Consider the following 26089-nt stretch of genomic DNA (forward strand, 5'->3'; position numbering starts at 1 on the left):
TGGTGCTCGGTTGCGCGCCTGGCCGGCGGCCGGGTCCGGGGGGACGGCGGCTGCTCCGCCCGACCCCCGGGGCGTTACACTGTGACACATGACGCCTATTCGTCACAACGGTTCGGACAACGATCACGTGCTCGACGCGGTGCGCGACTGTGTGCTGGCCGTCGGGGTCCGCCGCACCACCCTCGCCGACGTGGCCCGCCGCGCCGGCGTCTCACGGATGACCCTGTACCGGCGCTGGCCGGATCTGCGGACCCTGGTCGGCGATCTGATGACCCGTGAGTGGATCGAGGTCGCCACCCGGGCGATCCCCGAGCCCACGGCCGGCACGGACACCCGCACCCGGATCGTGGACGGACTGGTGGCGGGCGTCGAGGCCTTCCGGGCCCACCCGCTGTTCCGCAAGATCGTCGACGTCGATCCCGAGCTGCTGCTGCCCTATGTGCTCGACCGGCGCGGAGCCAGCCAGGAGGCGCTGCTGGCGCTGCTGGCCGACGGGCTGCGCGACGGCCACGCGGACGGCTCCGTGCGCCGCGGGCATGTCGAACGGCAGGCCCGCGCCCTGCTGCTGACCGTGCAGTCCTTCACCCTGTCCCTGCGCACGATGACCGACGAGGACGATCCGGAGCTGGACTCCGCCGCCTTCCTCGGCGAGTTGCGGACCCTTCTGGAGAGGACCCTCACGCCATGAGCCACACCCGGGCCGACTCCGGCTCGTCCCTCAGCGCGCACCGCCGCCGCCGGGAACTCGCCGAGGCCGCCGACGGCAGGGTGGCCGACGTCCTGGTCGTCGGGCTCGGCGCCACCGGGGCCGGAGTCGCGCTGGACGCGGCGGCCCGCGGTCTCGACGTCGTCGCGGTGGACGCCCACGACCTCGCCTTCGGCACCTCCCGCTGGAGCTCGAAGCTCATCCACGGCGGGCTGCGCTACCTGGCCTCCGCGCAGTTCGACGTCGCGCACGAGAGCGCCGTCGAGCGGGGCGTGCTGATGACCCGGACCGCCCCGCACCTGGTCGCCGCGCAGCCCTTCGTGCTGCCGCTCACCCCGCTCGTGTCCAGGGCCCAGGCCTCGCTGGCGTGGGCCGGCTTCCGGGCCGGGGACATGCTGCGGCTGGCCGCCCGGACCCCGCGCCAGATCCTGCCCGCCCCGCGCCGGCTGTCGGCGACGGAGGCCCGGCACCTTGCGCCCTCGGTACGCGCGGCCGGGCTGCGCGGCGGACTGCTGTCCTGGGACGGCAAGGTGACCGACGACGCCCGGCTGGTCACCGCCCTGGCCCGCACGGCCGCGGCGCGCGGGGCGCGGGTGCTGACCCGGGTCAGGGTGCTGGAGCTGACCGGCAGCGGCGCCCGGATCCGGGACGAACTCAGCGGCGGGGAGGGCGAGATCAGGGCCCGCGCGGTCATCAACGCCGCCGGGGTGTGGGCCGGCGACCTCGTCGAGGGCATCCGGATCCGGCCCTCCCGCGGCACCCACCTGGTCCTGCGCTCGGAACGGCTCGGCACCCTGCCGGCCGGCCTGCACATCCCCGTCCCCGGCGAGACCAACCGCTTCGTCCTGGTCCTGCCCCAGGGCGACGGCCGGGTGTACGTCGGCCTCACCGACGAGCCCGTCGAGGGCGGCATCCCGGACGTCCCGGAGGTGCCCGAGAGCGACGTCGGCTTCCTGCTCGACGTGCTCGGCTCGGTCCTGGACGCACCGGTGGCCCGGGACGAGGTGGTCGGCGCCTTCGCCGGACTGCGCCCCCTGCTGGACACCTCCGGCCACGACGGCTCCGGCGGGGCGCCCGCCCGCACCTCCGACATCTCCCGCCGGCACGCGGTGCTGACGTCCCCCGACGGCATCACGACGGTCGTCGGCGGCAAGCTCACCACCTACCGGCGGATGGCCCAGGATGCCGTGGACGCCGCGACCGCAGCCCGCGGTCTCCCGGCTCCCCCCTCCCCCACGGCCTCGCTGCCGCTGGTCGGCGCCGCGGCCCCCGCCCGGCTGCGCACCCTGTCCGCGCCCCGCCGCCTGGTGCGCCGCTACGGCACCGAGGCCGAGGCCGTCCACGCGCTCGCCGCCGAGGACCCCGCCCTGGCCCGGCCCGTGCTGCCCGGCCACCCGGTGACCCGCGCCGAACTGCTGTGGGCCGTCCGGCACGAGGGCGCCCTGGACGAGTCGGACCTCCTGGACCGCCGTACCCGCATCGGCCTGGTCCCTGAGGACCGCGCCGAGGCACTTCCCACGGCGCGGGAGGTGCTGGCGGAGGCGACGGCCGTGCGGCCCTGAGTCCGGGGCGGGTGGGGGCGACCAGGGGTGTCACAGCCCGGCGGCGGATGCCGCCGCGGGGCGCCACCGCCGAGGCGACGGCCGCGCGGCCCCGAGGCCCGGGCGGGTGGGGCGGCGAGGGCGTCGCTCACAGCAGGCGGCGGGGCCGTCGCTGTCGTGGCGGTGGTGCGGCCCTGAGGCCGGGGCGGGTGGGGCGGCCCGGGCTGTCAGAGCAGGCGGCGGATGTCGCCGCGGACGCGGTAGAAACCGCCCGCCGCGGGGTGCAGGGCGTCCACGACGTACCGGGCGCCCGGCTGGCGTATCGCGCGCGGGAACTGGACGTTCCAGGAGGTGTCGTAGCCCTCGGACACCACATGCACCCGGAGCCGGCCGCCCTCCTGCACGCACTCGACCACCACGGCTCCGGCCGGAGCCTGGGCGACCGTGGCCACCGCGGTGGCGGCGGTGGCGGGGGCGTAGGCGGGCAGGGCGGCGGCCGGCTTGACGTCCCGCGCCACCGGCACGGTGCCCTGCTGGGCGGCGGCGATGGCCGTCTCGCTCGCGTCGACGCACACCAGCGAGCCGTCGGTGGTGACCAGGTACAGCCGCTCGTCGCGGTACTGCATGGACAGCGCCGAGCCGCCGCCCGTGCCGAGTTTCCACAGGCGCGTGCCGTCCTGGTCGAAGCAGTAGACGGAGGAGGCGGCGTCACCCGCGAACACGAACCTCCCGCCCGGGGACGTGGCACAGGAGTACACGGCGCTGTCGCAGGCGTACGTGGCCTCGATGGCGCCCGTCGTCTTCGACAGCCGCTGGACCACGCGGTGCCCGGTGCCCGCGTAGACGGCGTCCTCCTCCTGCCAGCCGAACAGCACGCTGCCCTTGGTGGCGGTGTGCCACAACTCGCCGCTGCCATCGGGGGCGTAGGCGGTGACACCGCGTTGGTGGCCGTGGTAGACGGCGCGGTCGTCGGCGCGGACCATCCAGGCGTGCTCGCCCTGGCTGCGGCGGGCCCACTGGTGTTCGTCCTCGTGGTCGATGACGGTGAGCCGGCCGGCGCGGTCCGAGACGTGCAGGATGCCCTCGTGGATGTCCAGCCAGAAGATGTCGACGTCGGCGGAGATGTCGTACGCGGCGAACGGGAGCTTGGAGGACAGGTCGTAGACCTTGCCGTCGTCGCAGCCCGCGTAGATCCAGAAGTCGTCTGCGACCAGGCACTTCACACCGTCCGGCAGGCTGAACCGGGCGAGGACGGCGCCGTCGTGGCCGAGGGTGTAGACGTCGCCCGCCTGGTTGCCCACCCAGCAGTGCTCGTCGTCGACGTGGATGCCGAAGGCGGCGGAGCCGGTGCGGAAGCGCCACAGCACGGGCGCCACGGCTCGCGCGGTGGAGGGGGCGGAACTGACCTGACGCCGGGTCACCGGGCGCGGGGCGCGCTGCCCCTGGACGGCCGGGGCGTATCCCTTGCGGACCTTCTCGCCCACCTTCCTCGCGGCGGCCGCCCTGGCCTTCTCGGCGGTGGGGAAGGTCGTGGTCTGGGTCTGCCCTGGGGCGCCGATCCTGCCGTACCGCACCGTCACCACCGTGCCGTCGACGGTCACTTCGTAGAACTTGTGGGCGCCCCCGCCCTCCTGCGACAGCTCCAGATACGTCGTCGACACCGCGGACGCCGTGGTCATGGCACACCCCTCCCCAGGACGGACCCGCGGCCGTTCCCGCAGGTCCTCACTGGTCAAACCGTACGAGCGACCACTGACAACGGGCCTTGACCAGCGGCTTCAGCGCGCCGTGGCCTGGCACAGTGAGCCCAGCCGGATCGTCGCCGAACTGCCCGGCGGCAGCGCGGCCGAGGTCTGCTTCGACGTGGCAGACCGTGGTGGTCGAAGTAGCCGGCCACGGCATGCCGGGCGGAGCGACCGATCAGGGCGGCTCCGGTGAGCAGGGATCCATGACTGCTCGGCCGTGTCGTAGGTGCCCGGCACCGCCACGCACAGTGGATGGCGGAGGTCCACCGGACCGGCCCGTGGTCCGCGGCACGGCCCGGCCGGCACACGGGACACTCCCGGGTGCGGGGTCGTACCGCCCTTCACCGGCCGAGGAGTTCGGCGAAACTCCGCGGATCGACGTTGCCCCCGGAGGCGATGATGCCGACGCGGGACGGGAGGGGGTCGACGCGGCCGGCCAGGAGGGCGGCGAGGCCGGTGGCGCCGCTGGGCTCCAGGACGATCTTCAGCCGTTCGAAGGCGAAGCGCATGGCGGTGACGATCTCCGCGTCGCTGACGAGGGCGATGGCGTCGACCAGGCGCCGGTTGATCTCGAAGGTGATCTCGCCGGGCGTGGGCAGGGCCTGCCCGTCGGCGATGGTGCGGGGCACGGGCACGGTGACGCGGGCACCGCTCTCCAGGGAGCGCTTGGTGTCGTCCCCTTCCTCCGGCTCCACGCCGATGACCCGGATGCCGGGGTGCAGGGCCTTGGCCGCGGTGGCGCTGCCGGCGATGAGTCCGCCGCCTCCCACGGGGACGATCAGGGCGCCGAGCGGGCCGGTCTCGTCGAGGAGTTCGAGGGTGGCCGTGCCCTGTCCGGCGATGACGTGCGGGTGGTCGTAGGGCGGGATGAGGGCCAGGCCGCGGTGCTCGGCCAGTGCCGTACCGAGGGCGGTGCGGTCCTCGGTGTAGCGGTCGTAGGTCACGATCTCGGCGCCGTATCCGGCGGTCGCCTCCCGCTTGAGGCGTGGAGCGTCCTCGGGCATGAGGATGACGGCGCTGGTGCCGAGTTCACGGGCGGCCAGGGCGGTGGCCTGGGCGTGGTTGCCGGAGGAGTAGGCGGCGATGCCCTTCGCGAGCCGGTCCGGGGGGAGTTGGGCCGCCGCGTTGTAGGCGCCGCGGAACTTGAAGGCGCCGACGCGCTGGAAGTTCTCACACTTGACGAACACCTCGGCGCCGACGAGGGCGTTCAGGGTGCGCGAGGTGACGACCGGGGTGCGGTGCGCGACCCCGTCGAGGCGTGCGGCGGCCGCACGGACGTCGTCGAACGTTACGGGTGGAGCGGCGGCCATGACGGGCACCTCTTCCCTTCCTGCGGTCCGCGTGCCGAGCCTCGCGGAACACGACTTGGACGGATTTTCCAATCCTGGACAGGAACTCTATGAACAGCGGCGCCTCTCTGTCCAGGGAAAAGGACACGCCCGTCAGTCCAGGGAAGGGACAGACGGGCGCGGTTGAGCCGGGAAGGGGTGCGGCCTGCTCAGTGGCCGCTGATCCCCCGGGCGGTGTAGGGCTCCTCGAGTTCCCCGATCTCCTCCTCGGTGAGGTGGAGGTCGAGCGCGGCGAGCGCGTCCTCGATGTGGTGGGGCTTGGTGGCGCCGACGATGGGGGCCGTGACGCCGGGGCGGGAGGCGACCCAGGCCAGGGCCACCTGGGCACGCGGGACGCCGCGGCGTTCGGCGATCGCGGCGACGGCGTCGACGATCCGCTTGTCGTCCGGCTGGTACAGGGTGCGGCCAAAGGCGTCCGTCTCGCTGCGGACGCTGGTGGCGTCCCAGTCGCGGGTGAGCCGGCCCCGGGCGAGCGGGCTCCACGGAAGCACCCCGACGCCCTGGTCGGCGCAGAGCGGCAGCATCTCCCGCTCCTCCTCGCGGTAGAGAAGGTTGTAGTGGTTCTGCATGGACACGAACTTCGTCCAGCCGTGCCGCTCGGCGGTGTGCTGCAGCTTGGCGAACTGCCAGGCGTACATGGAACTCGCCCCGATGTAGCGGGCCTTGCCGGCCCTGACGACGTCGTGCAGGGCCTCCATCGTCTCCTCGACCGGGGTGTGCGGGTCGAAGCGGTGGATCTGGTAGAGGTCGACGTAGTCGGTGCCGAGACGGCGCAGGCTGTGGTCGATCTCGGTCATGATCGCCTTGCGGGACAGCCCCGACCGGTTGGGGCGGTCGCTGCGCGCCGCGCCGTCCGCCACCGCGAAGTAGACCTTGGTGGCGATCACGACGTCCTCGCGTCGGGCCATCTCCCCGAGCGCCCTGCCGACGATCTCCTCGCTGGTGCCGGCGGAGTAGCTGTTGGCGGTGTCGAAGAAGGTGATGCCCGCGTCCAGGGCCTGGCGGACGAGCGGGCGTGCGGCCTCCTCGTCCAGGGTCCACGGGTGCGGCCCCCGGTCGGGAACGCCGTAGCTCATGCAGCCCAGCGCCAGCCGGGAGACCTCCAGGCCGCTCGTGCCGAGCTTGACGTAGTCCATGGTTCGGTTCCCCTCGTCTCGGTCAACGTGATCATGATCGTACGGGGCGGCACGGGCGGGCGCCCGGGGTCACCGGTCCTTGGCCAGGGCGACGAGTTCGGCGAACAGGCCGCCGGCGTGCACGAGGTCGTCGTAGCGGCCCTGTTCGACGACGCGGCCGCTCCGCAGGACGACGATCCGGTCCGCCAGCCGGGTGTTCTCCAGCTGGTGGGTGACCACGATCGTGATGCACTGTGCGGCGATGCGCTTGATCTCCAGGAAGATCCGGTGCTCACCGCGCGGGTCCATCTGGGACGTGGGCTCGTCCAGGATGAGCAGGGGCGTACGGCGGTACAGCGCGCGTGCGCAGGCCAGGCGCTGCCACTGTCCGCCGGACAGCTCGGCGCCGCCGAAGATCTCCCGCGCGAGCAGGGTGTCGAGCCCGTGCGCGAGCCCCTCGACCGCCTCGCGCATGCCGACCGCGTCCACGGCTTCCCACACGGGACCGTCGTCATGGGTGCGCGGCTGGCCGAGCGTGATGTTCTCCCGGGCGCGCAGGGGCCAGCAGGCGAAGTTCTGCGGGACGAGCGCGGTGCGTTTCCACACGGAGTCGGGCCGGGCGTGCGCGAGGTCGACGCCGTCCCACAGGACACGGCCCTTGTCGGGGAGGAGGATGCCGGTGATGAGCTTGGTCAGCGTGGACTTGCCGGAGCCGTTCTCGCCGACGATCGCGAGGATCTCGCCGCGCCGCAGCGTGAGGGAGACACCGTCCACCGCGGGCTCGTCCTTGCCGGGGTAGTGGCGGACGACCTCCTCCAGCCGGATCTCCTCCACGTGTTCCGGGATCGTCGACTCACCGCGTTTCGGGGCGCGTTCGGCGGCCATGTCGAGGAAGGAGCGCATGTCGGCGAGGTAGAGGGAAGTGTGGAACATCGCGGCGCCGTACTGCACGAACTGGGACAGCGCGGCGAGCGTGGTCTGCACGGCGACCACCGCGGTCGCGGCGACGGGCAGGGCGACCCGCCCCGTGATGGCGAGCCAGGCGAGGGCGCTCCACGTGAGCAGCAGGAACGCGCCGCCGAGCGCGGAGGTCGCGAGGACGATGCGGAGCATGCGGGGCGCCGCGGTCAGGGTGCGCCGGTCGATGCGCTCGGACAGCGCGCGGTACCAGTAGACGAGGTAGTCGGTCATGCCGTTCGCGCGCACCTCGTCGCCGTGCCGCGAGTAGGTGGCCCACCAGCGCATCATGCCGCGTACGTTGCGGTCGCCGACGTTGGCGTAGTGCGTCTCGTAGTCGACGCGGGCGGAGAGCACGGCGCCCAGGCCCGCGGGCAGGACGGCGAGCAGCAACAGCGGGAGCATCAGCCAGTGCAGTGCGGTGATGACGCCGCCGGCGGCGACCATGCGGATGAGCGAGGCCAGGAACTGCTGCGCGTCCTTGACCATCGTCGTGGTGCGGGTGACGCCGACCTCGGCGGCCTCCTGCCGGTCGGTGAAGCCGTCCTCGTCGCATGCGGCGGCCTCCACCCGGCAGACCGCGGAGACCAGTGCGACGTCGGCCTCGGTCATCAGCAGAGGGGTGATCCGTCCGTCGGCGTAGGAGGCCAGCGCCCTGGCGATCCGGCCGACGCCCGCCGCGGCGGTGACGGCCGCGAGCGCGGGCAGGGCGGCGTGCAGACGCTCCGGCACGGGGCCCGCTCCGAGGATGTGCGTCATGGCGCGTGCGGTGCAGCCCAGGACCACGGCGGCGGCGACGCCGGTGAGGAGCTGGCAGACGAGGAGCAGGACGACACCGGTCCGGTCGACCGACCACGCCATGCCCGCGGTGCTGCGCAGCACGGACGGCAGCCGCCCGCACATCCTGCGGAAACTGGCCTCTTCCAGCGGGTTCTTGCCGAACTTGCCCTCATAGCCGATCGTGGCCGGCGGCGGAGGGGGCGGTGGAGCGTCTTCTGTCGAGGCGTCGGTCACGGTCACCTGCGTCCCTCCTCGGGGTCGGCACCGCACCTGGGTGGTCCGGCGGTGCCTCACTCAACGAGGGCGCGGGCGATTCGAACGCATGCGTTTTTGGACGAAGCCGGGCCCCGCGATTCCGCGGCGTCGAACGCACGGCCGCCGTGGCGCAGGGCTTCCGTGAGGGAAGGCGGTGGCCGAAACGCCGGTGGTCGTGACGGCTGTGACCAGTGGGTTTTGCCCGCCTCCCCCCGGCCGCGGGCAGATCATCACCGGTTCGTGACCGGGTACGGCCCGAAGGGCGCCCTAGTCGGCCAGCTGCGGGTACAGGTCGGCCAGGTCTCCCGAGAGCCTTGCCTTCACGTCGCGGGTGAGGTCGTCCGCCAGGACCTCGTGCGCTCCGGCTTCCACCCCGTCCAGTGCCAGCGCGGCGACGTCACGGGGAGCCGACTTCGGGGCGTCGACGCCGGAGACCATGTCGGTGTCGATGTAGCCGACGTGCAGTCCGGTGACCTCGATGCCGCGTGAACGCAGTTCGAGACGCAGGGTGTTGGTCTGCGACCACAGCGCGGCCTTGGTGGCGCTGTAGGAACCGGCGACACCGAGCCAGGAGAGCACGGAGTGGACGTTGAGGAGGTGTCCGCCGCCGTTGCGCTCCACGACGGGGACGAAGGCGCGGGTGACCAGCAGCGGGCCGAAGAAGTTCACCTCGAACTCACGCCGCACGTCGGCGAGGGGGGCTTCCAGGAACGCGTGCGCGCCGACCGAGACACCGGCGTTGTTGAGCACGAGAGTGACGTCCTGGGCCTGCGCCGCCGCGGCCTCCACCGACGCGGGGTCGGTGACCTCCAGCGCGAGCGGCACGGCGTCGGGGTGGGTCACGGTGCGCGGGTCGCGGGCCGTGGCGTACACCTTCGCCGCCCCACGCGCGTACAGCTCCTCCACCAGCGCCTTGCCGAGGCCGCGGCTGCCGCCGGTGACCAGCGCGACGGTGTCCTTGATCGAGGTCATGTGCATCTCCAGACAGGCGGGAAACCGATCGGTTTCCATCGGCTCCTCCGTACGGTAAACCGATCGGTTTCCCCTGCGCAAGCACGCGGGGCGGGGCGGGCGCGGAATCGGTCCGGGGAGGTGTCAGCGGGCTGCCGCGGTGGCGGTCGTCGTCTCCGGGGTACAGCCCCTGCTGCGGTCCGGCCGCCTCGTGCCGCTCGCACGAGGTGCTCGTACACGCCTGGACCGATCCTTCGCAGGCTGCCCCGAAGGACCGGGTCCGGCCTTCCCGGGCGGGAAGGGCGGGGAACGACCCGAGCGCATGGATTCACCGTTCCCCGCCCCCGGCGCGTCGGCCCGCCTCGTCACGGACACGGAGGGACGACCCGGCGACCGGTCGGACGAAGCAATCGACTCACCGATCTTGTTCCGACCATCCGACGCCGGCGGCGCGCAGTCCACCGGAGCCGGTCCGGCCGGGTGACGGAACGACGCCAGGCGTGCCAGGACGGGCCGTTCGGGTGGCGCCCGCCGCACGGGTGAGGGTGTCCGACACCGTGGTGACCGGCTCGCTCCGGTGCCGCCGCGCCCGGACAGGCGTCGTCACCCGCGCCAGGACCCGGAACTCGTGACGCACGCCCGGTAGTTGATATGCGAAGCTTTGGCCAACCGTCTGCGGAACCAAGCCGTGACGGTCGTGGAGAGGAGTTCAGCGTGACTCAGGACGGCGGCCAGTCCGTGCACATCGACACCAGCAAGCCGCATCCCGCACGGATCTACGACTACCTCCTGGGCGGCAAGGACAACTACGAGGTGGACCAGGTGGCGGCCGGCCAACTGGCCGCGGCGGCGCCCGAGGTGTGGATCTCCGTTCGGGCCAACCGCGCGTTCCTGCAGCGTGCGGTCCGGTACGTCGTCGGCAGCGGTGTCCGTCAGATCCTGGACGTCGGCACCGGGCTGCCCACCTCCCCGAACGTGCACGAGGTCGCCCAGGAGCTGGCGCCGGACGTGCGCGTCGCGTACGTCGACAACGACCCGATCGTGAAGGCGCACGGCGACGCGCTGCTCAACCGGGCCGGGACGACGAGCATCGTCCTGGCGGACCTGCGCGAGCCGCAGTCCATCGTCGACCACCCCGAGGTACGCCGGGTCATCGACTTCGGCCGGCCGGTCGCCCTGTTCCTCGTCGCCGTGCTCCACTTCCTCCGCGACACGGACGGGCCCGAGCACGTCGTGGCCACCCTGCGCGACGCACTGCCGCCCGGCAGCTTCCTGGTGCTCTCGCACGCCACGGGCGACTTCGCCGACGACCGCAGCGAGGCCGAGGCCGTCTACGACAACGCGTCCGCCAGCATGAACCTGCGCTCTCGCCACCAGGTCGAACGGTTCTTCGACGGCTTCGAACTGGTCGAGCCGGGGCTGGTACAGGTTCCGTTCTGGCGCCCGGACGCCACGCCTCCGGCGGGTTCCGAGGAGATCGGCTTCTACGGCGGAGTGGGCCGCAAGACGGCCTGATCCGGCACTCCGGCACAGGCCTCCGCACGCGGGTGGGCGCCGGCGCTCCACTCGCCGTGCCCGGCACTCCGCTCCCGGCCGCGTCTCCGCCCGAGCCGTCCAGCTCCCCGTCGCCGCGTACCCGAACCACCCCCTTCCGGCCGCCCCCGAGCCGGAGGGGCGCGCGGCCCGCGCCGGGCCGGCTTGGTGGGGGTCGCGGGTTGGTGCGACGCTGGGGATGAGGGCTGCGACGAGGGGCATCCTGGAGGGCCCATGGGACGCGACGTCCCGGCGCTCGTCTTCACCCGCGAGGACCGCCGCCGGTACCGGATCAAGATGCAGGCGTGCCTGGAGGCGCTGGCGCAGATGCTGTGCGAGTCACGGTTCGAGTCCGAACGGCCGCAGGTCGGCCTGGAGATCGAGCTGAACCTCGTCGGCGACGACGCCGAGCCGGCGATGCGCAACACCGAGGCGCTGAAGGCGATCTCCGATCCCGCCTGGTCCACGGAACTGGGCCGGTTCAACCTGGAGATCAACGTGCCGCCCAGGCGGCTCACGGCGGGCGGCCCCGACGCGTGGGAGTCGGAGATCCGCGCCGCGCTCAACCACGCCGACGAGCGGGCCAGGTCGATCGGCACCCGGCTGATCATGATCGGTATCCTGCCCACCCTGCGCCAGGAGGACATCGGCGGGGAGACCCTGTCGGAGAACCCGCGCTACCAGCTCCTCAACGACCAGATCTTCGCGGCCCGCGGCGAGGACCTGCGCATCGAGGTGGACGGCGTGGACCGGCTGCGCACCTACGCGGACACCATCACCCCGGAGGCCGCCTGCACCAGCACCCAGTTCCATCTCCAGGTGTCCCCGGAGGAGTTCGCGCCCTACTGGAACGCGGCGCAGGCGATCGCCGGGGTCCAGGTGGCGCTGGCGGCCAACGCGCCGTTCCTGTTCGGCAAGGAGCTGTGGCACGAGACCCGTATCCCGCTGTTCGAACAGGCCACGGACACCCGCCCGGAGGAGATCAAGGTGCAGGGCGTACGGCCCCGGGTGTGGTTCGGCGAGCGGTGGATCACCAGTGTCTTCGACCTGTTCGAGGAGAACCTGCGGTATTTCCCCGCCCTGCTGCCGCTGTGCGACGAGCAGGACCCGAGGGAGACGCTGGACCGCGGCGACATCCCGGAACTCGGAGAGCTGACGCTGCACAACGGCACGATCTACCGCTGGAACCGCCCGGTGTACGCCGTCTCGCACGACGTCCCGCACATCCGGGTGGAGAACCGGGTGCTGCCCGCCGGCCCGACTGTCGCCGACACCCTCGCCAACGGCGCGTTCTACTACGGCCTGACCCGCGCCCTGGTGGAGGAGGACCGGCCGGTGTGGTCGCGGATGTCGTTCGCGGCCGCCGAGGACAATCTGCACACCGCCGCCCGGCACGGCATCGACGCCCTGCTGTACTGGCCGGGGATGGGTGAAGTGCCCGCGTCCGAACTGGTCCTGCGCAGGCTGCTGCCCCTCGCGCACCGGGGTCTTGAGCACTCCGGCATGGACGACGCGTGGCGGGAGCCGCTGCTCGGCATCATCGAGCAGCGCTGTGTGGCAGCACGCAACGGCGCCCTGTGGCAGAAGGAGATGTTCCACCGCCTGGAGGCCACGACGCACGCCGGCCGCCACGAGTCCCTGCGGCAGATGACGCAGTTGTACATCGACTACATGCACCTCAACGCGCCGGTCCACACCTGGCCGGTGGACTGACCCGGCGCCCGGCTCACCCGCGCCCGCACCCGCATCCGCTCAGCCCTTCCACGGCGCGCCCGAAGACGGGCTCGCGGCTCCCGCCGGAGTCTGCCCGCCCGGTCCTACACCGCAGACCCCGCCGACCGCTCGCGCTCCGCGCCGGGGCACGGCGGCGCGTCCGGAAGGTGGGCCTTCGCCCATGCGGCCAGTTCCCGCAGCGCCGGCTCCAGGGCGGCCCCCGCCTCGGTCAGCCGGTAGGACACGCGCAGCGGCGGGCCCTCGTCCACCTCTCGGAGCACGAGGCCCGCCGCGCCGAGTTCGGCGAGCCGGTCGGACAGCATGCGCTCGCTGATGCCGGGAATGGCCCGGCGCAGGTCGGCGAAGTGTGCGGGCTGCTCCACCAGGACGGCCACGATCGGCCCGCTCCAGCGCTTTCCGAGCAGCTGGAAGACACGGGTGATGCCCTCGTCCACCCGTTTGCACGCCGCGCTGTCGTGGGTCACGTCCGCCGTCATGTGATCAGGGTACTACCTCGGCGTAGGGGGATGAAAAAAAGTAAGCTCCTGTGTTAGATATAGTCGAGTACTGAATCTCAGCTCACTCCTTGGAGTCTCCATGGCAACGCTGCTGCACATCGACTCGTCCGTGTTCCCCGCCGAGGCCTCGGCCTCGCGTGCCGTGACGGAGGCCTTCCGCACGCACTGGCAGGAGCAGCACCCCGCGGGCACGGTCGTCTACCGCGATCTCGCGGCGCAGCCCGTCCCGCACATCACGGCCGCCGCGCACACCGCCGGCTTCGCCGACCCCGCCTCGCACACGCCGGAGCAGGCCGCGGCCTTCGCCGAGCGCGTCAAGCTGATAGAGGAGCTGGAGCAGGCCGACGCCGTGCTGATCGGCGCCCCGATGTACAACTTCTCGATCCCCTCGACCCTCAAGGCCTGGCTGGACAACGTCGTCCTCATCGGCCGCACCGCGGGCGAGACCCAGTCCGCCAAGGGCACCCCGGTGACCGTCGTCGCCAGCCGGGGCGGGGCGTACGGGCCGGGCACCCCGCGCGAGGGGTACGAGTACGTGCAGAACTACCTCAAGGCCATACTCGGCGACGGTCTCGGCCTGGACGTCGACTTCATCGTCCCGGAGCTGACCATGGCCCCGCAGAACCCGGCGATGGCCGAACTGGTCCCGCTGTACGAGGCCTCCCGTGACCGCGCCTTCGAGGAGGCCGCCGAGAAGGCCAAGCAGCTCGCCGCGCGCCTCGCGGCCTGAGCCGTCCCGTTCCGGCCCGGGCGCCGCCTCCGCGCGGCGCCCGGGCCGCGGCACGTCTGCGGGTGCCGGTCACGCCGGTCGGCGGTCCCGCGACGCTGCGGCCTGGACATCGGCTTCGCACCGCCGAAACCCTGCCCCCTGACCCGCCCCCCGTTGCGGATGTACCGTACAACGACCTGCGCGTCACCCCGCGCGCTCGGACACCGTGAGGAGAGGCACCCGTTGGCCGCCAGCTACTTCGAGCGCACGGACCGGCATCGCTACAAGCCCACCGCCCACGCGAGCGGCGCCTGGGACACCGACGAGATGCACTTCAGCCCGCTCGGCGGACTCGTGGTCCACGCGATCGACCGGTACCGCGCCGAGCGCCCGCCGAGCGGACTGCTGCTGTCCAGGATCAGCTTCGACATCCTCGGAAGGATCGCCCTGGACGAGTGCGAGATCCTGGTGGAGTCGATCCGGCCCGGCCGCACCATCGAGCTGCTCGAAGCGGTCGTGCGCACCGCGGACCGGCCGGTGGTACGGGCCCGGGCCTGGCTGCTGACCGCGGTGGACACCGGCGCCGTGGCCGGCGGCGCCGACGCGCGCCTCGCACCGCCGGACGGGCTCGCCGGTCAGTCGCTGGGCGCCGTCTGGCCCGGCGGTCACTGCGCGTCCGTCGACGTGCGCCCGGTCACCCCCTCCCGGCCGGGCCGCGCCGCCGTCTGGGTATCCACGGACCTCGACCTCGTCGCCGGCGAACCGAGCAGCTCCCTCGCCTCCTACGTCGCCCTCGTCGACACCGCCAACGGCATCGCCGTACGCCGCTCGCCGACCGAGTGGATGTTCCCCAACGTCGACCTCACGATCCATCTGCACCGGCAGCCGGAGGGCCGCCGGCTGGGCCTGGACACCGCGGTCACCTTCGGACCGACCGGGCAGGGCCTCACCAGCAGCGTGCTCCACGACGTCCACGGCCCGGTCGGCCGGGCCGAACAGCTCCTGACGGTACGCCCGTTGGCCGGCCGGTGACCCTCGCTCCGCGTCGCCGGACGCCCGCTCAGGGGTCGATGTTCCATCGCTCGGGAAGGTCCGCGTCGCAGAACACGCAGACGAAATGGCCGTCCCGGACGATGTTGTGCTGCCCGCAGGTGACACACCGGCGGAAGACGACCTCATGGGTGAAGCGGCCGGGATGGCCGAGCCCGGCGCGGTCGAGGGCGACGGCCACCGCCGGCCACGAGCCGGTGTCCGGGCAGTAGCCCGTCGACTGGTTGCTCACCTCCCGCACCGCCCAGCGCCCGGCGTCCCAGCGAAAGCCGATCTCGCCCGCGCTCAGCACCGGCTCCCCGCCCGCGCAGGCGACGTGTTCGGACCTGCGCGGCGCCAGCCGCAGGACACCCTCCCCGCGGACGACGAAGGTGAACGGTTCGGCCAGTTCCTCGCGGGACCGGCCCGCGGCCCACTCCGCGAACTCGCTCGCGGTACGGATGTCGGCGCCGGTGCCTCCCGGCCGGATCGCGGCCTTGAACTCCTCGGGACCGACATACCGATACCTGCGACCGCTGCGTCCCGACGTGTCCATGCCGGTCACGGTAGGGCATACTCCGGTCCGGCGTGACCGCACCCGCCCGTGACCCGCGGTGGCGCCTTCGGCATCATCGTCCCCCGTGGCCGACCGCGGTGTTCCAAGCCCTGCCCTGGGCCGTCTCGACTGGAGTGTGCGTGATACGTCGTTGGTTCCGGCGGCGGACGGTGTCGGCGTTCGATGCGGAGAGCCGGGTCGGCCAAGGCTCGGTGGCACGGGTCGAAAAGGCGGCCGAACGCGGTGACGTCGATGCCATGACCACGTGGGGAGCCGTCCTCTTCCAGCGGCACGACCGGGCCGGCGCGCTGCACTGGTGGACCCGGGCCTGGGAAGCCGGGAACGTCACGGCCGCGTTCAACCTGGGCACGCTGCACGACCTGGAGGGCGACACCAACCGCGCCCAGGTGATGTGGGAGCGGGCGGCGGCGCTCGGCGATCCCGACGCCATGCTCGGCCTGGTCAGACAGGCGCTGGAGCGCGGCGACGAGGCCACGGTGGACCGCTGGGCCCCCTCCGTCCTCGCCCAGCGGCAGGCGTTCCCCATCACCGCGCTGGGCGTCGCCTTCGAGGCCGAGGGCCGCGAGGAGGAGGCCGTGCACGCGTACCTGCGCGCCGAGGAACTGGGCGACGCCTACGCCATGGAGTACCGGGCGCGCATCCTGGACCGGCGCGGAGCGCACCGGGAAGCCGCGGCGCTGCGCGCCCGCGCGGCCACCGCCGAGCGCATGATGTGACCGGGCGGCGCATTCCTCGGCGGGTCCGCGGGGCGGCAGGTCACGGCGAACGCCCGGACAGCGGCGGCCAGTCGAAGCGCCGCCCTGATCCGGGTCGACCGCTCGGTCCTCGCTCCCGAGCGGCTTCGGGGGGATCACCGCCGTCCTGCGCTCCGGCGGCGGAGCCCCTTTCGCGTCGCCCCCACCGAGGCCGGTCCCACCGCCGCGATCCCCGCCCACCGGCCGGGCGCCGGCGCGACGACGGCCGGCTTCCCGCGGGGCGCGGCGTACCGGGACGGCGCCCGGGACCGGGCCGGCCGCCTTCGAGGACCCGGGATCAGGCGAGCACCAGCACCAGGGGCACGCCTTGGCACGGCACCAGGCGCATGCCCTCGTGCGTGCCGGGGCGGGCCGTGCTGAGGAGTTCGCCGAAGTCCGGGCCCTTGGTGAGGGAGCCGGCCAGGTGTGCGGGGTCGGCGGAGGCGGCGACCCGGCCGCGGGCGTTGACGAGGCGGGCGGGGCGGGGCAGGCGCCGCAGGAGGGGCAGGACGGCGGTCTCGAAGTGCCGCAGGTAGACGTCGGCGGCGGCGACGCCCGCGAACCGGCCCTGGACCAGCACGGGTTCGGACAGGGTGAGGCTGTACTCGTCGGAGCAGAGGTAGTCGACGTACGGTCCGGCCACCGCCCGGCGTCCGGTGTCGCGCGGCAGCGCGAACCAGTCCCAGTGCGTGTAGTCGGAGTACGCCGACTGGCCGGGATCGAGGTCGAGCAGCAGCGGGCGCACATCGCCGTCGGCGCCGGACTGCCACCACTCCAGCCAGACGGGCACGTCCGTCAGCAGGCCGGGGGCCGCGACGAAGCCGACGCCGGAGACGAGTTCCTCGCGGGTCAGGTGCACATGCAGTCCGGGGCGGAGCGCGGCGAGGTCGGCGCTGGCCGGCCGCCGGCCCTCGGCGGACACCCGGCCGAGCAGGGCCTCGGTCTGGGCGCGGGTGGCGGCGACCGTCTCGAAGACGGCCTCCAGCGCACCGCCGACCTGTGCGGCCACCCACGTCTCCGTGTCCGGGTCGAGGGTGGCGAGCCCGGGGCTCCAGCCCATGCTGTCCTCCAGCGGACGGGGCACCTGACGCGGCGCGTTCAGAGGGTGAGCCGTACGGCGACGAGCCGCGCCGTCGACTCCCTGACGCACCGCTCGGCCAGCGTGCCGGCCGTTTCGTGGGCCCCATCTTGCACGGCGGAGATTACGGAGCGGTGACGGTCCGCAACTTCTTCACGATATGTGTCGTCGGTCAGGACCAGGCACAGCAGGGCGCCGATCTCGCTCTGCAGGGCGACCTGTTCGCGGGTGAGCCGGGCGGACTGGGCGGCCGCCGCAAGTTCGACGTGGAAGCGGCCGTACAGCCGGCTGCGTGCCGCCGCGTCCCCGGCCCGGCTCAGCTCCTCGGCCGTGCGGCGCAGTGGGGAAAGGTCCTCGGGTTCGGTGCGCTGCGCCGCGAGCCGTGCGGCGGCGCCGGACAGGGCGGCCCAGTGGTCGCCGAGGTCGCGCAGTTCCTCAGTGCTCCAGCCGCGCAGGCGGGCCTTGAGCCGGTCGTCGGCGGGGACTTCGGGCAGGGAGACGAAGCTGCCGCCGCCGCGTCCCCGGCGGGTGGTGACCAGGCCCTGCTGCCGCAGGGCCATGAGCGCCTCGCGCAGGGTGACGGTGGAGACGCCGAGCTGGCCGGCCAGCTCGGTCTCGCCGGGCAGCTGCTCGCCGTCGGCGAGGAGGCCCAGCTCGATGGCGTCGCCGATGCGGCGCACGACCGCGTCCACGCGGGCCCGGTTGTCCACCGGGCTGAAGACGGCCCGGCGGGCACCGCCCTCGATCTCGTCCTGCCTCATGGCCACCACCTCGTGCATTGACGCAAGCTTTACCCTGAGGGCCTCTTGAGCTTAGAACTATGACTTCATATTTTTACCGTCAAGCGTTCAACGCAACAGCGCGCCAGAAAGGTTCCCCTATGCAGGGAATTGCGGTCCGGCTGCAGGACCTGCGGAAGTCCTTCGGTGAGACGACCGCCGTGGCCGGGGTCGACCTGGAGATCCGGGACGGGGAGTTCTTCTCCATGCTCGGCCCGTCCGGGTCCGGCAAGACGACGGTCCTCCGGCTGGTCGCCGGGTTCGAGACACCGGACCAGGGCCGGATCGAACTCGCCGGCCAGGAGGTCACCGGCCTCGCCCCGTTCGAGCGGGACGTGCACACGGTGTTCCAGGACTACGCCCTGTTCCCGCACATGACGGTCGAGCAGAACGTCGCCTACGGGCTGAAGGTCCGCAAGGTGCCGAAGGCCGAACGGCTCGTGCGCGCCCGCAAGGCCCTCGCCGAGGTCCGCCTCGAGGGCTACGGTCAGCGGCGCCCGGCCCAGCTCTCCGGCGGGCAGCGCCAGCGCGTCGCCCTCGCCCGCGCGCTCGTCGGCCGGCCCCGGGTGCTGCTGCTGGACGAGCCCCTCGGCGCCCTCGACCTGAAACTGCGCCAGCAGATGCAGGTCGAACTGAAGGCGATCCAGCGGGAGGTGGGCATCACCTTCGTCTTCGTCACCCACGACCAGGAGGAGGCCCTGACGATGAGCGACCGCATCGCCGTCTTCGACCAGGGCCGCATCGCCCAGGTCGGCACGCCCGCCGAGATATACGAGCGCCCCGCGACGCCCTTCGTCGCCTCCTTCGTCGGCACCTCGAACCTGCTCGACGGCGAGGCGGCCCACCGGATCGTCGGCACCCCGGGCACCTACAACATCCGGCCGGAGAAGATCCGCGTCCTGAAGGAGTCCGCCGACGCGGACGAGCCCGAGCACACCAGCGCCGTCGGCACGGTCGCCGAAGTCGTCTATCTGGGCGACGCGACGCGCTTCCTGGTCGACCTCGACGGCGGTGGCCGGCTCACCGCGCTGCAGCAGAACCTGGAGACCTCCTCCGAGGACGTCGCCGCGCTGCGCGGCAGCCGGGTGCGCCTGACCTGGCACCGCCGGCACGCCGTCCGGCTGCCCTCCTGACCTCTTTCCCGTCCTTACGTCCCCTGGAGAACACCGTGCGTCCCACCCGTACCCTGCGCGCCGCCGCCTGTGCCGCCGCGCTCCTGCTCGCCGCCGCCTGCGACTCCTCCGGGTCGGGCAGTTCGTCCGCGACCGGGCTCAACCCGCCCGACCTCAAGGCCCCCACGAAGCTGGGAAAGACGGAGGGCCAGGTCAATCTGATCGCCTGGGCCGGCTATGTGGAGGACGGCTCGACCGACCCCAAGACCGACTGGGTCCACCCCTTCGAGAAGCAGACCGGCTGCCAGGTCCACTCCAAGGTCGCCGCCAGCTCGGACGAGATGGTCAAGCTGATGAAGACCGGCGAGTACGACGCCGTCTCCGCCTCCGGCGACGCCTCCCTGCGCCTGATCGCCGCCGGCGACGCGGCTCCCGTCAACACCTCCCTGGTGCCCAACTACAAGGATGTCTTCGCCGGGCTCAAGAACGGCCCCTGGAACTCCGTGAAGGGGCAGATGTACGGCATCCCGCACGGCCGGGGCGCCAACCTGCTGATGTACAACACCGAGAAGGTCAGGCCCGCGCCCACCTCCTGGTCCGCCGTCTTCGACGACGCCGCGCGGTACAGGGGGCACGTCACCGCGTACGACTCGCCGATCTACATCGCCGACGCCGCCCTCTATCTCAAGGCCACCAAGCCGGAGTTGAAGATCAAGGACCCGTACGCGCTGGACCAGAAGCAGTTCGACGCGGCGGTGGCGCTGCTCAAGCAGCAGAACAAGAACGTCGGCGAGTACTGGAGCGACTACCTGAAGGAGGTCTCCGCCTTCAAGAGCGGAGACTCGGTGGTCGGCACCACCTGGCAGGTCATCGCCAACCTCGCCTCCTCCGAGGGCGCCAAGGTCAAGGCGCTGGTGCCGAAGGAGGGTTCGACCGGCTGGTCCGACACCTGGATGGTGTACAGCAAGGCCAAGCACCCCAACTGCGCCTACAAGTGGCTGAACTGGATCGTCTCGCCCAAGGTCAACGCCGAGGTCGCCGAGTACTTCGGCGAGGCGCCGGCCAACTCCAAGGCGTGCGCGCAGACCAGTGACAAGAACTTCTGCACGGTCTACCACGCGGCCGACGAGAACTACTGGAAGAAGATCGCCTTCTGGAACACGCCCATCGAGCAGTGCCTGGACGGCCGCAAGGACGTGAAGTGCGTGCCGTACGCCAAGTGGGTGCAGGCCTGGACCGAGATCAAGGGCTGAACCGTGACCACCCAAGCGACGACCGCCGCCGGCCGGGGAACCGTCCGGCGGCTCGCCGGAAGCCTGCACCGCAGGCCCCGGCTGCGGCTGACGCTGTTGCTCACCGCCCCGCTGCTCTGGCTGGCCGTGCTCTACCTCGGCTCGCTGACGGTCCTGTTCCTCTCCGCGTTCTGGACCACGAACTCCTTCACCTCCGAGGTGGTGAAGGTCTGGTCGACGGACAACTTCCGCGAGCTGTTCACCACGCCCGTCTTCCGCCAGGTGATCCTGCGCAGCGTGGGGGTCGCGCTCGCGGTGACCGTGCTGTGCGCCGTGATCGCCTTTCCGGTCGCCTTCTACACGGCGCGGGTCGCCCGGCCGAAGTGGCGTCCGCTGCTCGTGGTGGCCATCCTCACCCCGCTGTGGGCGAGTTACCTGGTCAAGGTGTACGCCTGGCGGCTGATCCTGTCCGAGGGCGGCCTCGCCGACTGGATGCTGGCGCCGTTCGGGCTGAGCGGCCCCGGCTTCGGCCTGCCGGCCACCGTGCTCACCCTGACGTACCTGTGGCTGCCGTACATGATCCTGCCGATCCACACGGCCCTGGAGCAGCTGCCGGCGAACCTGCTCGACGCCTCGGCCGATCTCGGGGCGCGGGCCGGGCGGACGTTCCGCTCGGTGGTCCTGCCGATGGTGCTGCCCTCGGTCGCGGCCGGCTCGGTGTTCACGTTCTCGCTGAGCCTCGGCGACTACATCACCGTGCAGATCGTCGGCGGCAAGACGCAGCTGATCGGCAATCTCGTGTACTCCAACATCGAGCTGAACCTGCCCATGGCCGCCGCGCTGGGCACCGTGCCGGTGGTCGTGATCGTCCTGTATCTGCTGGCGATCCGCCGCACCGGCGCCCTGAACAGCCTGTAGGACCTGGAGGAGAACAGCGCCATGCATCTCAGCCGCACCGCGCGCATCGCCCTGCGCATCGGCGCCGGGCTCGGTTTCGCGGTGATCTACGTCCCGCTGCTGCTGGTCCTCGTCAACTCGCTCAACCCCGACCGCAGCGCGAGCTGGCCGCCGCCGGGGCTGACCTGGCACTGGTGGTCGGTGGCCGCGCACAACGCGGGGGCCCGGCAGGCGCTGTGGGTCTCGGTGAAGGCGGGGCTGGGGGCGACCGCGATCGCGCTGGTCCTCGGCACGCTCATCGCGTTCGCGGTGGCCCGGCACCGCTTCTTCGGCCGTGACACGGTGTCGTTCATCGTGGTCCTGCCGATCGCGCTGCCCGGCATCGTCACCGGCATCGCCCTCAACTCCGCCTTCGGCACGGTGCTCGAGCCGCTCGGCGTGGGGCTTGGCCTGTTCACGGTCATCGTCGGCCATGCCACGTTCTGCATCGTCATCGTCTTCAACAACGTGGTGGCCCGGCTGCGCCGTACGGCGGCCTCGTACGAGGAGGCGGCCATGGATCTCGGCGCGAGCACCTTCCGGGCCTTCGCTGACGTCACCTTCCCCCTGGTCCGCTCCGCGCTGCTGGCCGGCGGCCTGCTCGCCTTCGCCCTGTCCTTCGACGAGATCGTGGTCACCACGTTCACCGCGGGCCCCGGCATCGAGACCCTCCCGATCTGGATCTTCGACAACATGACACGGCCCCAGCAGGCGCCTGTGGTGAACGTGGTGGCCGCGGTGCTGGTCCTGCTGTCGGTGATCCCGATCTACGTCGCCCAGCGACTGTCCGCCGACACGGCGACCTCGAGCCGGGTCTGACACCCTGTAGGCGGAGGAAAGGGGGAGGCGTGAACACAGGAAACGCCGCCGGCCCGGCGCGGGCGGTGCGCGCGTCGTACGAGGCGGCCTCGGCGGTCGTCGCCGCTCTGGGCGACGAGGAGTCGTGGCTGCCGACCGGCTGCACCGGCTGGGCGGTGCGCGACCTCGTCTTCCACTGCGTGAGCGACGCCCAGCGCGCGCTGGTGGCCCTGCACACGCCCTCGCCGAGGCCGGTGGACCGGGACGCCGTGACGTACTGGCAGGACTGGGAGCCGCACACCACCGGTGCGGCGAACGGCCGGCGCTGGGTGCGGGTGAACGGGAGCATGTTCCTCGACTTCCGCCAGCTGCAGGGCCTGTACCTGGAGACGGTGGCGGCGGCCGCGCACGCGGCGGAGACGGCCGATCCCGCGCAGCACGTCGGCACGCAGGGGCACGTCCTGACGGCCGGGGACCTGATGACCACCCTCGCGGTGGAGGCGACGGTCCACCACCTGGACCTGACCGTCCGGCTGCCGCACGCCCCGGGACCGGCGCCCGAGGGGCTGGCCGCGGTCCGCGCCACCCTGGACGGTCTGCTCGGCCGGCCGGGGCTTGCGGAGTGGAGCGACGAGCACTACGCGCGCGTGGGCACGGGCAGGGCGCGGCTCACCGACGCCGAACGCGCGGCGCTGGGCGCGGCGGCCGACCGCTTCCCGCTGTTCGGCTGAGCCGCTCCCGGCACCGCCCGACACGCCCAACACGGGGACACGGGCGGGCGACTCCTGCGCGGTGCGGGACGCGCCGCCCGGGTTTTTGCGACCCTGCGCCCCATGCACACCCCACCGAGCATCAACAGTTACGTCGACCGCGTCACGGCCGGTCCCGGCGGAGCGATGACCGACGAGGTCGGCGTCATCACCGGCGACCTGACCGTCGCCACCATCCTGCTGTCCGACGGCCACAGCGTGCGCGTCGCCATCCAGCACACCGGCGGCGACACCTGGTACACCCTCGCCGGCAGTCCCGCGCCCGTGCCCGCCGGGCAACTCGCCGCCTACCACCGGGACCTGCTGGGCCGCATCCGCCGGGGAGGCGGCACCCGCGCCACCTGAGCGGCCACTCGGAGGGCAGGGCCGGCCGGGAGACTGCCTGGTCGCGCCCAGATCCGACTCCGGGCCCTGCCCTCAACGCTCTTGACCGTCCCGCTGTTCGACTTGACCCCGGTTTGGTCCAGACCACTCAGTGATCAACGGGCGGGGTCCCGGCGCCGTCCGACAACCCGTCCGTCCCACAGGGCGCCACCGGCTCGCCTTCGCCCGTACGAAGGAATGATCAGCGCCCGGCCGGACTCCTGTCCGGGGCCGCGTCCGGCGCACGGGCGTCGCCTTTCGTAGGCTGAGAGGGCCCGAACCTCCTCCTGGAGGCCTCCCCGCAGGCAGGAGACGGTCGTGATCGAACTGGCCGCGGTGTTCGCCGTCGCCGGCGCGGCGAGCAACGCCGTGGGTACCGCCTTTCAGCGCAGGGCCGCCTCGACGAGCAGCCGTGGCGGGTTCCGGCTGCTCGCGGAGCTGGTGCGCCGGCCCTTCTGGATGATCGGCATGTGCGGTGTGATCGGCGCGGCCCTGTTCCAGAGCCTGGCCCTGGTCAACGGCCCGCTCGCGCTGGTCCAGCCGCTGTTCGTCCTGGAGCTGCCGTTCGCGCTGCTCGTCGCCGCCCCGCTGATGCACAAGCGGTTGCCGCGCTCGGGCTGGTGGGGCGTCGGCGGCTGCGTGGCGGGCCTCGCGGTCCTGCTCATCGCCGCGGCCCCGCACGGCGCCGGCGCTCATGCCCCGCTCACCCGCTGGGCGCCGGCCCTGTGTCTGTGCCTCGGCGCGATGGCCGCGGCCGTGCTGCTGGCAGGCAGGAGCGGCCCGCCTGCCCGGCGCGCCGCGCTGCTGGCGGCCGCCTCCGCGACGGGCAACGCGCTGACCGCCGCCCTGCTGAAGACGGCCAGCGGCACCTTCGCCGACCACGGATTCATGGCGTTCCTGACCGCCTGGCAGACGTACGCCTTCGCGCTCACCGGTGTCGCCGCCGTGGTCCTGCTGGAGAACGCGCTCCAGGCCGGTCCGCTGGCCGCCGCGCAGCCGGCCCTGACCATCGGCGACGCGGTGGTGAGCCTGACCCTCGGCATCGCCCTGTTCGGGGAGCGCATCCGCACCGGCTGGTGGCTCGTACCGGAGGTGTGCGGCGGCCTGCTGATCGTCGCGGGCGTGCTGGTGCTCAGCCGGGCCGTCCAGCACATCGCCGTGGTACCGGCCGCACCGAAGCAGCGACACGCCGAGACGTGAGCCGCACGCGTCGAGCGCCCCGCGGGCACGTACACGCGGGTCGAGCGTGAGCGGTGCTCCCGCCCGCCGCCCCTCCCCCGCCGTCGGCGCTGACGGCCATCCCCTGATCAACGATCGCCGTCTGCGCTGCACCCGCCCGAGACTGCGCCGCGCCGACACGCCGGACGGCCCGGTGAGCGGGGCACGGCTCGCCAGTCGGCCGAACGGGTGGCGAAAGGATCCCTGACGGCTCCTTTGCCCGCGGCACCACCCCAAATTAGCCAGCTTGTACATTTATCGCATCTATTGTGCGAGATGCCAGAAAGGACATCGAGGGGGCCGCACAACGCGTCAGGGCAGGGGCGCGGGTTGGGATGGCGATGACGGGAATCAGCCGCCGGAGTGTGGCACGCCTCGGCCTCGGCGCGGGCATCGGCATGGCCGCCGCCTCGCTCGCCGGGTGCGGAGGGCAGGACGACGAGAACGGCTCGCCCGGAAGCCCGCACCAGCAGGGCGCACCGCGGGTGATCCGGCTCATCGGGGACGGCTCGACGGCGTACACAGGACGCCAGCCGCATCAGCCGGCCTCGCCCCTGCCCCTCGAACCCGGTGAGACCCCGCCGCAGTTCGTGGTGTTCTCCTGGGACGGCGCCGGCGAGCTGGGCGCCGGACTGTTCCCGCGCTTCCTGCAGCTCGCCCGCGACCACGGCGCACACATGACCTTCTTCCTGTCCGGCCTGTACCTGCTGCCCGAGGAGAGGAAGCGGCTCTACGACCCGCCGAACAACCCGGTCGGCGCCTCCGACATCGGCTACCTCACCGACGGCCACCTCAAGACGACCCTGGCCTACGTCCGTCAGGCCTGGCTGGAGGGCCACGAGATCGGCACGCACTTCAACGGCCACTTCTGCAGCGGACCGGGATCGGTGGCCAACTGGACCCCGGCGCAGTGGCGTTCGGAGATCGAGCAGGCGCGGGCCTTCGTCACGACGTGGCGCACCAACACCGGCTGGCACGACGAACCGTCGCTGCCCTTCGACTACGACAAGGAACTCGTGGGCGGCCGCACCCCCTGCCTGCTCGGCCAGACGAACCTGCTGCCGGTCGCGCGGGAACTCGGCTGGCGCTACGACGCCTCGTCGCCGGGCGGACTGCAGCGGTGGCCGCGGAAGCGGAACGGCATCTGGGACCTGCCGCTGCAGAGCATCCCCTTTCCGGGGCACACCTTCGAGGTGCTGTCCATGGACTACAACATGCTGGCGAACCAGTCCAAGAACTCGACGCGGGCGCCCTCCTCCCACTACCCCTACTGGCGGGCCCAGGCGACGCAGTCGTACCTGGCCGGGTTCGAGCGGGCGTACCAGACCAACCGGGCTCCGCTGTTCATCGGCAACCACTTCGAGCAGTGGAACGGCGGCATCTACATGGACGCCGCCGAGGAGGCCCTGAAGCAGATCGCCGCCTGGAAAGACGTCCGGCTGGTCTCCTTCCGGCAGTTCGTCGACTGGCTCGACGCCCAGGATCCCGCGATCCTCGCGAAGCTGCGCACCCTCGAGGTCGGCCAGAAGCCTCAGGGCGGCTGGAACGAGTTCCTGCGTCCGGCGGCACATGCCACCGAGCAGTGAACGCC

The 26089-nt window shown here is 72.4% G+C and carries 24 protein-coding genes; 15 read left to right on the plus strand and 9 right to left on the minus strand.

All coding sequences use genetic code 11. The features are described from left to right. Nucleotides 1-88: 88 nt before the first annotated feature. Together OG956_RS02060 and OG956_RS02065 are read left to right on the plus strand one after the other, a co-directional pair. Complete coding sequence (locus tag OG956_RS02060; RefSeq protein WP_330336180.1) at nucleotides 89-688, plus strand: TetR/AcrR family transcriptional regulator; 600 nt, start codon at nucleotides 89-91, stop codon at nucleotides 686-688. After that, nucleotides 685-2268: a glycerol-3-phosphate dehydrogenase/oxidase gene (locus OG956_RS02065; protein ID WP_330336181.1), complete on the plus strand. Its 1584-nt coding sequence runs from the start codon at nucleotides 685-687 to the stop codon at nucleotides 2266-2268. The genes OG956_RS02060 and OG956_RS02065 overlap by 4 nt, the downstream gene beginning before the upstream one ends. 206 nt (nucleotides 2269-2474) lie before the next feature. Here OG956_RS02065 and OG956_RS02070 read toward each other — a convergent pair whose 3' ends face one another. The 5 genes from OG956_RS02070 to OG956_RS02090 all read right to left on the minus strand — a co-directional run bounded on the left by OG956_RS02070 (nucleotide 2475) and on the right by OG956_RS02090 (nucleotide 9420). Continuing rightward, entirely contained in the window at nucleotides 2475-3926 is a 1452-nt protein-coding gene (locus OG956_RS02070; RefSeq protein ID WP_330336182.1) for a WGR domain-containing protein, read from the minus strand. A gap of 407 nt (nucleotides 3927-4333) precedes the next feature. Then, on the minus strand, nucleotides 4334-5302 hold the full coding sequence (locus tag OG956_RS02075; RefSeq protein ID WP_330336183.1) for a threo-3-hydroxy-L-aspartate ammonia-lyase: 969 nt from the start codon (nucleotides 5300-5302) through the stop codon (nucleotides 4334-4336). 188 nt (nucleotides 5303-5490) lie between these two features. After that, nucleotides 5491-6477 (minus strand): aldo/keto reductase, encoded by a 987-nt coding sequence (locus OG956_RS02080; protein ID WP_330336184.1) that lies wholly within the window; start codon nucleotides 6475-6477, stop codon nucleotides 5491-5493. A gap of 69 nt (nucleotides 6478-6546) precedes the next feature. After that, nucleotides 6547-8427, minus strand: coding sequence for an ATP-binding cassette domain-containing protein (locus tag OG956_RS02085; protein ID WP_330342706.1), 1881 nt, complete (start codon nucleotides 8425-8427; stop codon nucleotides 6547-6549). Between the two features lie 288 nt (nucleotides 8428-8715). Continuing rightward, nucleotides 8716-9420 carry an SDR family oxidoreductase gene (locus tag OG956_RS02090; protein ID WP_330342707.1) on the minus strand — a complete coding sequence of 235 codons (705 nt, stop codon included), beginning with the start codon at nucleotides 9418-9420 and terminating at the stop codon, nucleotides 8716-8718. Nucleotides 9421-10113: 693 nt separating this feature from the next. Here OG956_RS02090 and OG956_RS02095 point away from each other — a divergent pair. Both OG956_RS02095 and OG956_RS02100 read left to right on the plus strand, forming a co-directional pair. After that, on the plus strand, nucleotides 10114-10914 hold the full coding sequence (locus tag OG956_RS02095; RefSeq protein WP_330336185.1) for an SAM-dependent methyltransferase: 801 nt from the start codon (nucleotides 10114-10116) through the stop codon (nucleotides 10912-10914). A 252-nt stretch (nucleotides 10915-11166) separates the two neighbouring features. After that, nucleotides 11167-12645: a glutamate--cysteine ligase gene (locus tag OG956_RS02100; RefSeq protein WP_330336186.1), complete on the plus strand. Its 1479-nt coding sequence runs from the start codon at nucleotides 11167-11169 to the stop codon at nucleotides 12643-12645. 104 nt (nucleotides 12646-12749) lie between these two features. Here OG956_RS02100 and OG956_RS02105 read toward each other — a convergent pair whose 3' ends face one another. Continuing rightward, the gene (locus OG956_RS02105; protein ID WP_330336187.1) at nucleotides 12750-13142 is read right to left on the minus strand and encodes a winged helix-turn-helix transcriptional regulator; all 393 of its coding nucleotides are present in this window, start codon (nucleotides 13140-13142) and stop codon (nucleotides 12750-12752) included. A gap of 100 nt (nucleotides 13143-13242) precedes the next feature. Between OG956_RS02105 and OG956_RS02110 the strand changes: the two genes are divergently transcribed. Both OG956_RS02110 and OG956_RS02115 read left to right on the plus strand, forming a co-directional pair. Continuing rightward, nucleotides 13243-13893: an FMN-dependent NADH-azoreductase gene (locus OG956_RS02110; RefSeq protein ID WP_330336188.1), complete on the plus strand. Its 651-nt coding sequence runs from the start codon at nucleotides 13243-13245 to the stop codon at nucleotides 13891-13893. A gap of 159 nt (nucleotides 13894-14052) precedes the next feature. Then, the gene (locus tag OG956_RS02115) at nucleotides 14053-14904 is read left to right on the plus strand and encodes a thioesterase family protein (protein ID WP_443065517.1); all 852 of its coding nucleotides are present in this window, start codon (nucleotides 14053-14055) and stop codon (nucleotides 14902-14904) included. Between the two features lie 28 nt (nucleotides 14905-14932). Here the strand turns inward: OG956_RS02115 and OG956_RS02120 are convergent, their stop codons facing one another. Then, on the minus strand, nucleotides 14933-15457 hold the full coding sequence (locus OG956_RS02120; protein ID WP_330336190.1) for a hypothetical protein: 525 nt from the start codon (nucleotides 15455-15457) through the stop codon (nucleotides 14933-14935). A 257-nt stretch (nucleotides 15458-15714) separates the two neighbouring features. Here OG956_RS02120 and OG956_RS02125 point away from each other — a divergent pair, with 257 nt between their 5' ends. Then, a complete protein-coding gene (locus tag OG956_RS02125) occupies nucleotides 15715-16194 on the plus strand; it encodes a hypothetical protein (protein WP_330336191.1) in 480 nt (159 codons plus the stop codon). Nucleotides 16195-16510: 316 nt separating this feature from the next. On the opposite strand, the gene OG956_RS02130 is transcribed toward OG956_RS02125, so the two are convergent. Continuing rightward, nucleotides 16511-17272 carry a cache domain-containing protein gene (locus tag OG956_RS02130; protein ID WP_330336192.1) on the minus strand — a complete coding sequence of 254 codons (762 nt, stop codon included), beginning with the start codon at nucleotides 17270-17272 and terminating at the stop codon, nucleotides 16511-16513. 38 nt (nucleotides 17273-17310) lie between these two features. After that, nucleotides 17311-18051, minus strand: a complete 741-nt coding sequence (locus OG956_RS02135) for a FadR/GntR family transcriptional regulator (RefSeq protein WP_330336193.1) — start codon at nucleotides 18049-18051, stop codon at nucleotides 17311-17313. 119 nt (nucleotides 18052-18170) lie between these two features. On the opposite strand from OG956_RS02135, the gene OG956_RS02140 reads away from it, so the two are divergent. From OG956_RS02140 to OG956_RS02175, 8 genes are all read left to right on the plus strand, one after another. Continuing rightward, a complete protein-coding gene (locus OG956_RS02140; RefSeq protein ID WP_330336194.1) occupies nucleotides 18171-19202 on the plus strand; it encodes an ABC transporter ATP-binding protein in 1032 nt (343 codons plus the stop codon). Between the two features lie 35 nt (nucleotides 19203-19237). Continuing rightward, on the plus strand, nucleotides 19238-20434 hold the full coding sequence (locus OG956_RS02145) for an ABC transporter substrate-binding protein (protein ID WP_330336195.1): 1197 nt from the start codon (nucleotides 19238-19240) through the stop codon (nucleotides 20432-20434). A 3-nt stretch (nucleotides 20435-20437) separates the two neighbouring features. Next, nucleotides 20438-21331 (plus strand): ABC transporter permease, encoded by an 894-nt coding sequence (locus tag OG956_RS02150; protein ID WP_330336196.1) that lies wholly within the window; start codon nucleotides 20438-20440, stop codon nucleotides 21329-21331. Nucleotides 21332-21352: 21 nt separating this feature from the next. Continuing rightward, on the plus strand, nucleotides 21353-22168 hold the full coding sequence (locus OG956_RS02155) for an ABC transporter permease (RefSeq protein WP_330336197.1): 816 nt from the start codon (nucleotides 21353-21355) through the stop codon (nucleotides 22166-22168). Nucleotides 22169-22197: 29 nt separating this feature from the next. Next, the gene (locus OG956_RS02160; protein ID WP_330336198.1) at nucleotides 22198-22878 is read left to right on the plus strand and encodes a maleylpyruvate isomerase N-terminal domain-containing protein; all 681 of its coding nucleotides are present in this window, start codon (nucleotides 22198-22200) and stop codon (nucleotides 22876-22878) included. A 102-nt stretch (nucleotides 22879-22980) separates the two neighbouring features. Then, nucleotides 22981-23262 (plus strand): hypothetical protein, encoded by a 282-nt coding sequence (locus OG956_RS02165; RefSeq protein WP_330336199.1) that lies wholly within the window; start codon nucleotides 22981-22983, stop codon nucleotides 23260-23262. Between the two features lie 336 nt (nucleotides 23263-23598). Continuing rightward, nucleotides 23599-24480, plus strand: a complete 882-nt coding sequence (locus OG956_RS02170) for a DMT family transporter (protein WP_330336200.1) — start codon at nucleotides 23599-23601, stop codon at nucleotides 24478-24480. Between the two features lie 359 nt (nucleotides 24481-24839). Further along, nucleotides 24840-26084 (plus strand): hypothetical protein, encoded by a 1245-nt coding sequence (locus OG956_RS02175; protein WP_330336201.1) that lies wholly within the window; start codon nucleotides 24840-24842, stop codon nucleotides 26082-26084. Nucleotides 26085-26089 lie beyond the last annotated feature (5 nt).

Origin of the sequence: Streptomyces sp. NBC_00557 (genome assembly GCF_036345995.1) — a bacterium.
In the GTDB taxonomy this organism is placed as follows: Bacteria; Actinomycetota; Actinomycetes; order Streptomycetales; family Streptomycetaceae; genus Streptomyces.

Excerpts from the sequence above, each read along its gene's own strand:
- OG956_RS02125 (WP_330336191.1), top strand. The coding sequence starts at position 15,715 with ATGACCACGTGGGGAGCCGTCCTCTTCCAGCGGCACGACCGGGCCGGC.
- OG956_RS02100 (WP_330336186.1), top strand. The coding sequence starts at position 11,167 with ATGGGACGCGACGTCCCGGCGCTCGTCTTCACCCGCGAGGACCGCCGC.
- OG956_RS02135 (WP_330336193.1), bottom strand. The coding sequence starts at position 18,051 with ATGAGGCAGGACGAGATCGAGGGCGGTGCCCGCCGGGCCGTCTTCAGC.
- OG956_RS02105 (WP_330336187.1), bottom strand. The coding sequence starts at position 13,142 with ATGACGGCGGACGTGACCCACGACAGCGCGGCGTGCAAACGGGTGGAC.
- OG956_RS02140 (WP_330336194.1), top strand. The coding sequence starts at position 18,171 with ATGCAGGGAATTGCGGTCCGGCTGCAGGACCTGCGGAAGTCCTTCGGT.
- OG956_RS02175 (WP_330336201.1), top strand. The coding sequence starts at position 24,840 with ATGACGGGAATCAGCCGCCGGAGTGTGGCACGCCTCGGCCTCGGCGCG.
- OG956_RS02155 (WP_330336197.1), top strand. The coding sequence starts at position 21,353 with ATGCATCTCAGCCGCACCGCGCGCATCGCCCTGCGCATCGGCGCCGGG.
- OG956_RS02080 (WP_330336184.1), bottom strand. The coding sequence starts at position 6,477 with ATGGACTACGTCAAGCTCGGCACGAGCGGCCTGGAGGTCTCCCGGCTG.
- OG956_RS02075 (WP_330336183.1), bottom strand. The coding sequence starts at position 5,302 with ATGGCCGCCGCTCCACCCGTAACGTTCGACGACGTCCGTGCGGCCGCC.
- OG956_RS02110 (WP_330336188.1), top strand. The coding sequence starts at position 13,243 with ATGGCAACGCTGCTGCACATCGACTCGTCCGTGTTCCCCGCCGAGGCC.
- OG956_RS02115 (WP_443065517.1), top strand. The coding sequence starts at position 14,053 with ATGTACCGTACAACGACCTGCGCGTCACCCCGCGCGCTCGGACACCGT.
- OG956_RS02060 (WP_330336180.1), top strand. The coding sequence starts at position 89 with ATGACGCCTATTCGTCACAACGGTTCGGACAACGATCACGTGCTCGAC.
- OG956_RS02070 (WP_330336182.1), bottom strand. The coding sequence starts at position 3,926 with ATGACCACGGCGTCCGCGGTGTCGACGACGTATCTGGAGCTGTCGCAG.
- OG956_RS02165 (WP_330336199.1), top strand. The coding sequence starts at position 22,981 with ATGCACACCCCACCGAGCATCAACAGTTACGTCGACCGCGTCACGGCC.
- OG956_RS02130 (WP_330336192.1), bottom strand. The coding sequence starts at position 17,272 with ATGGGCTGGAGCCCCGGGCTCGCCACCCTCGACCCGGACACGGAGACG.
- OG956_RS02120 (WP_330336190.1), bottom strand. The coding sequence starts at position 15,457 with ATGGACACGTCGGGACGCAGCGGTCGCAGGTATCGGTATGTCGGTCCC.
- OG956_RS02065 (WP_330336181.1), top strand. The coding sequence starts at position 685 with ATGAGCCACACCCGGGCCGACTCCGGCTCGTCCCTCAGCGCGCACCGC.
- OG956_RS02090 (WP_330342707.1), bottom strand. The coding sequence starts at position 9,420 with ATGACCTCGATCAAGGACACCGTCGCGCTGGTCACCGGCGGCAGCCGC.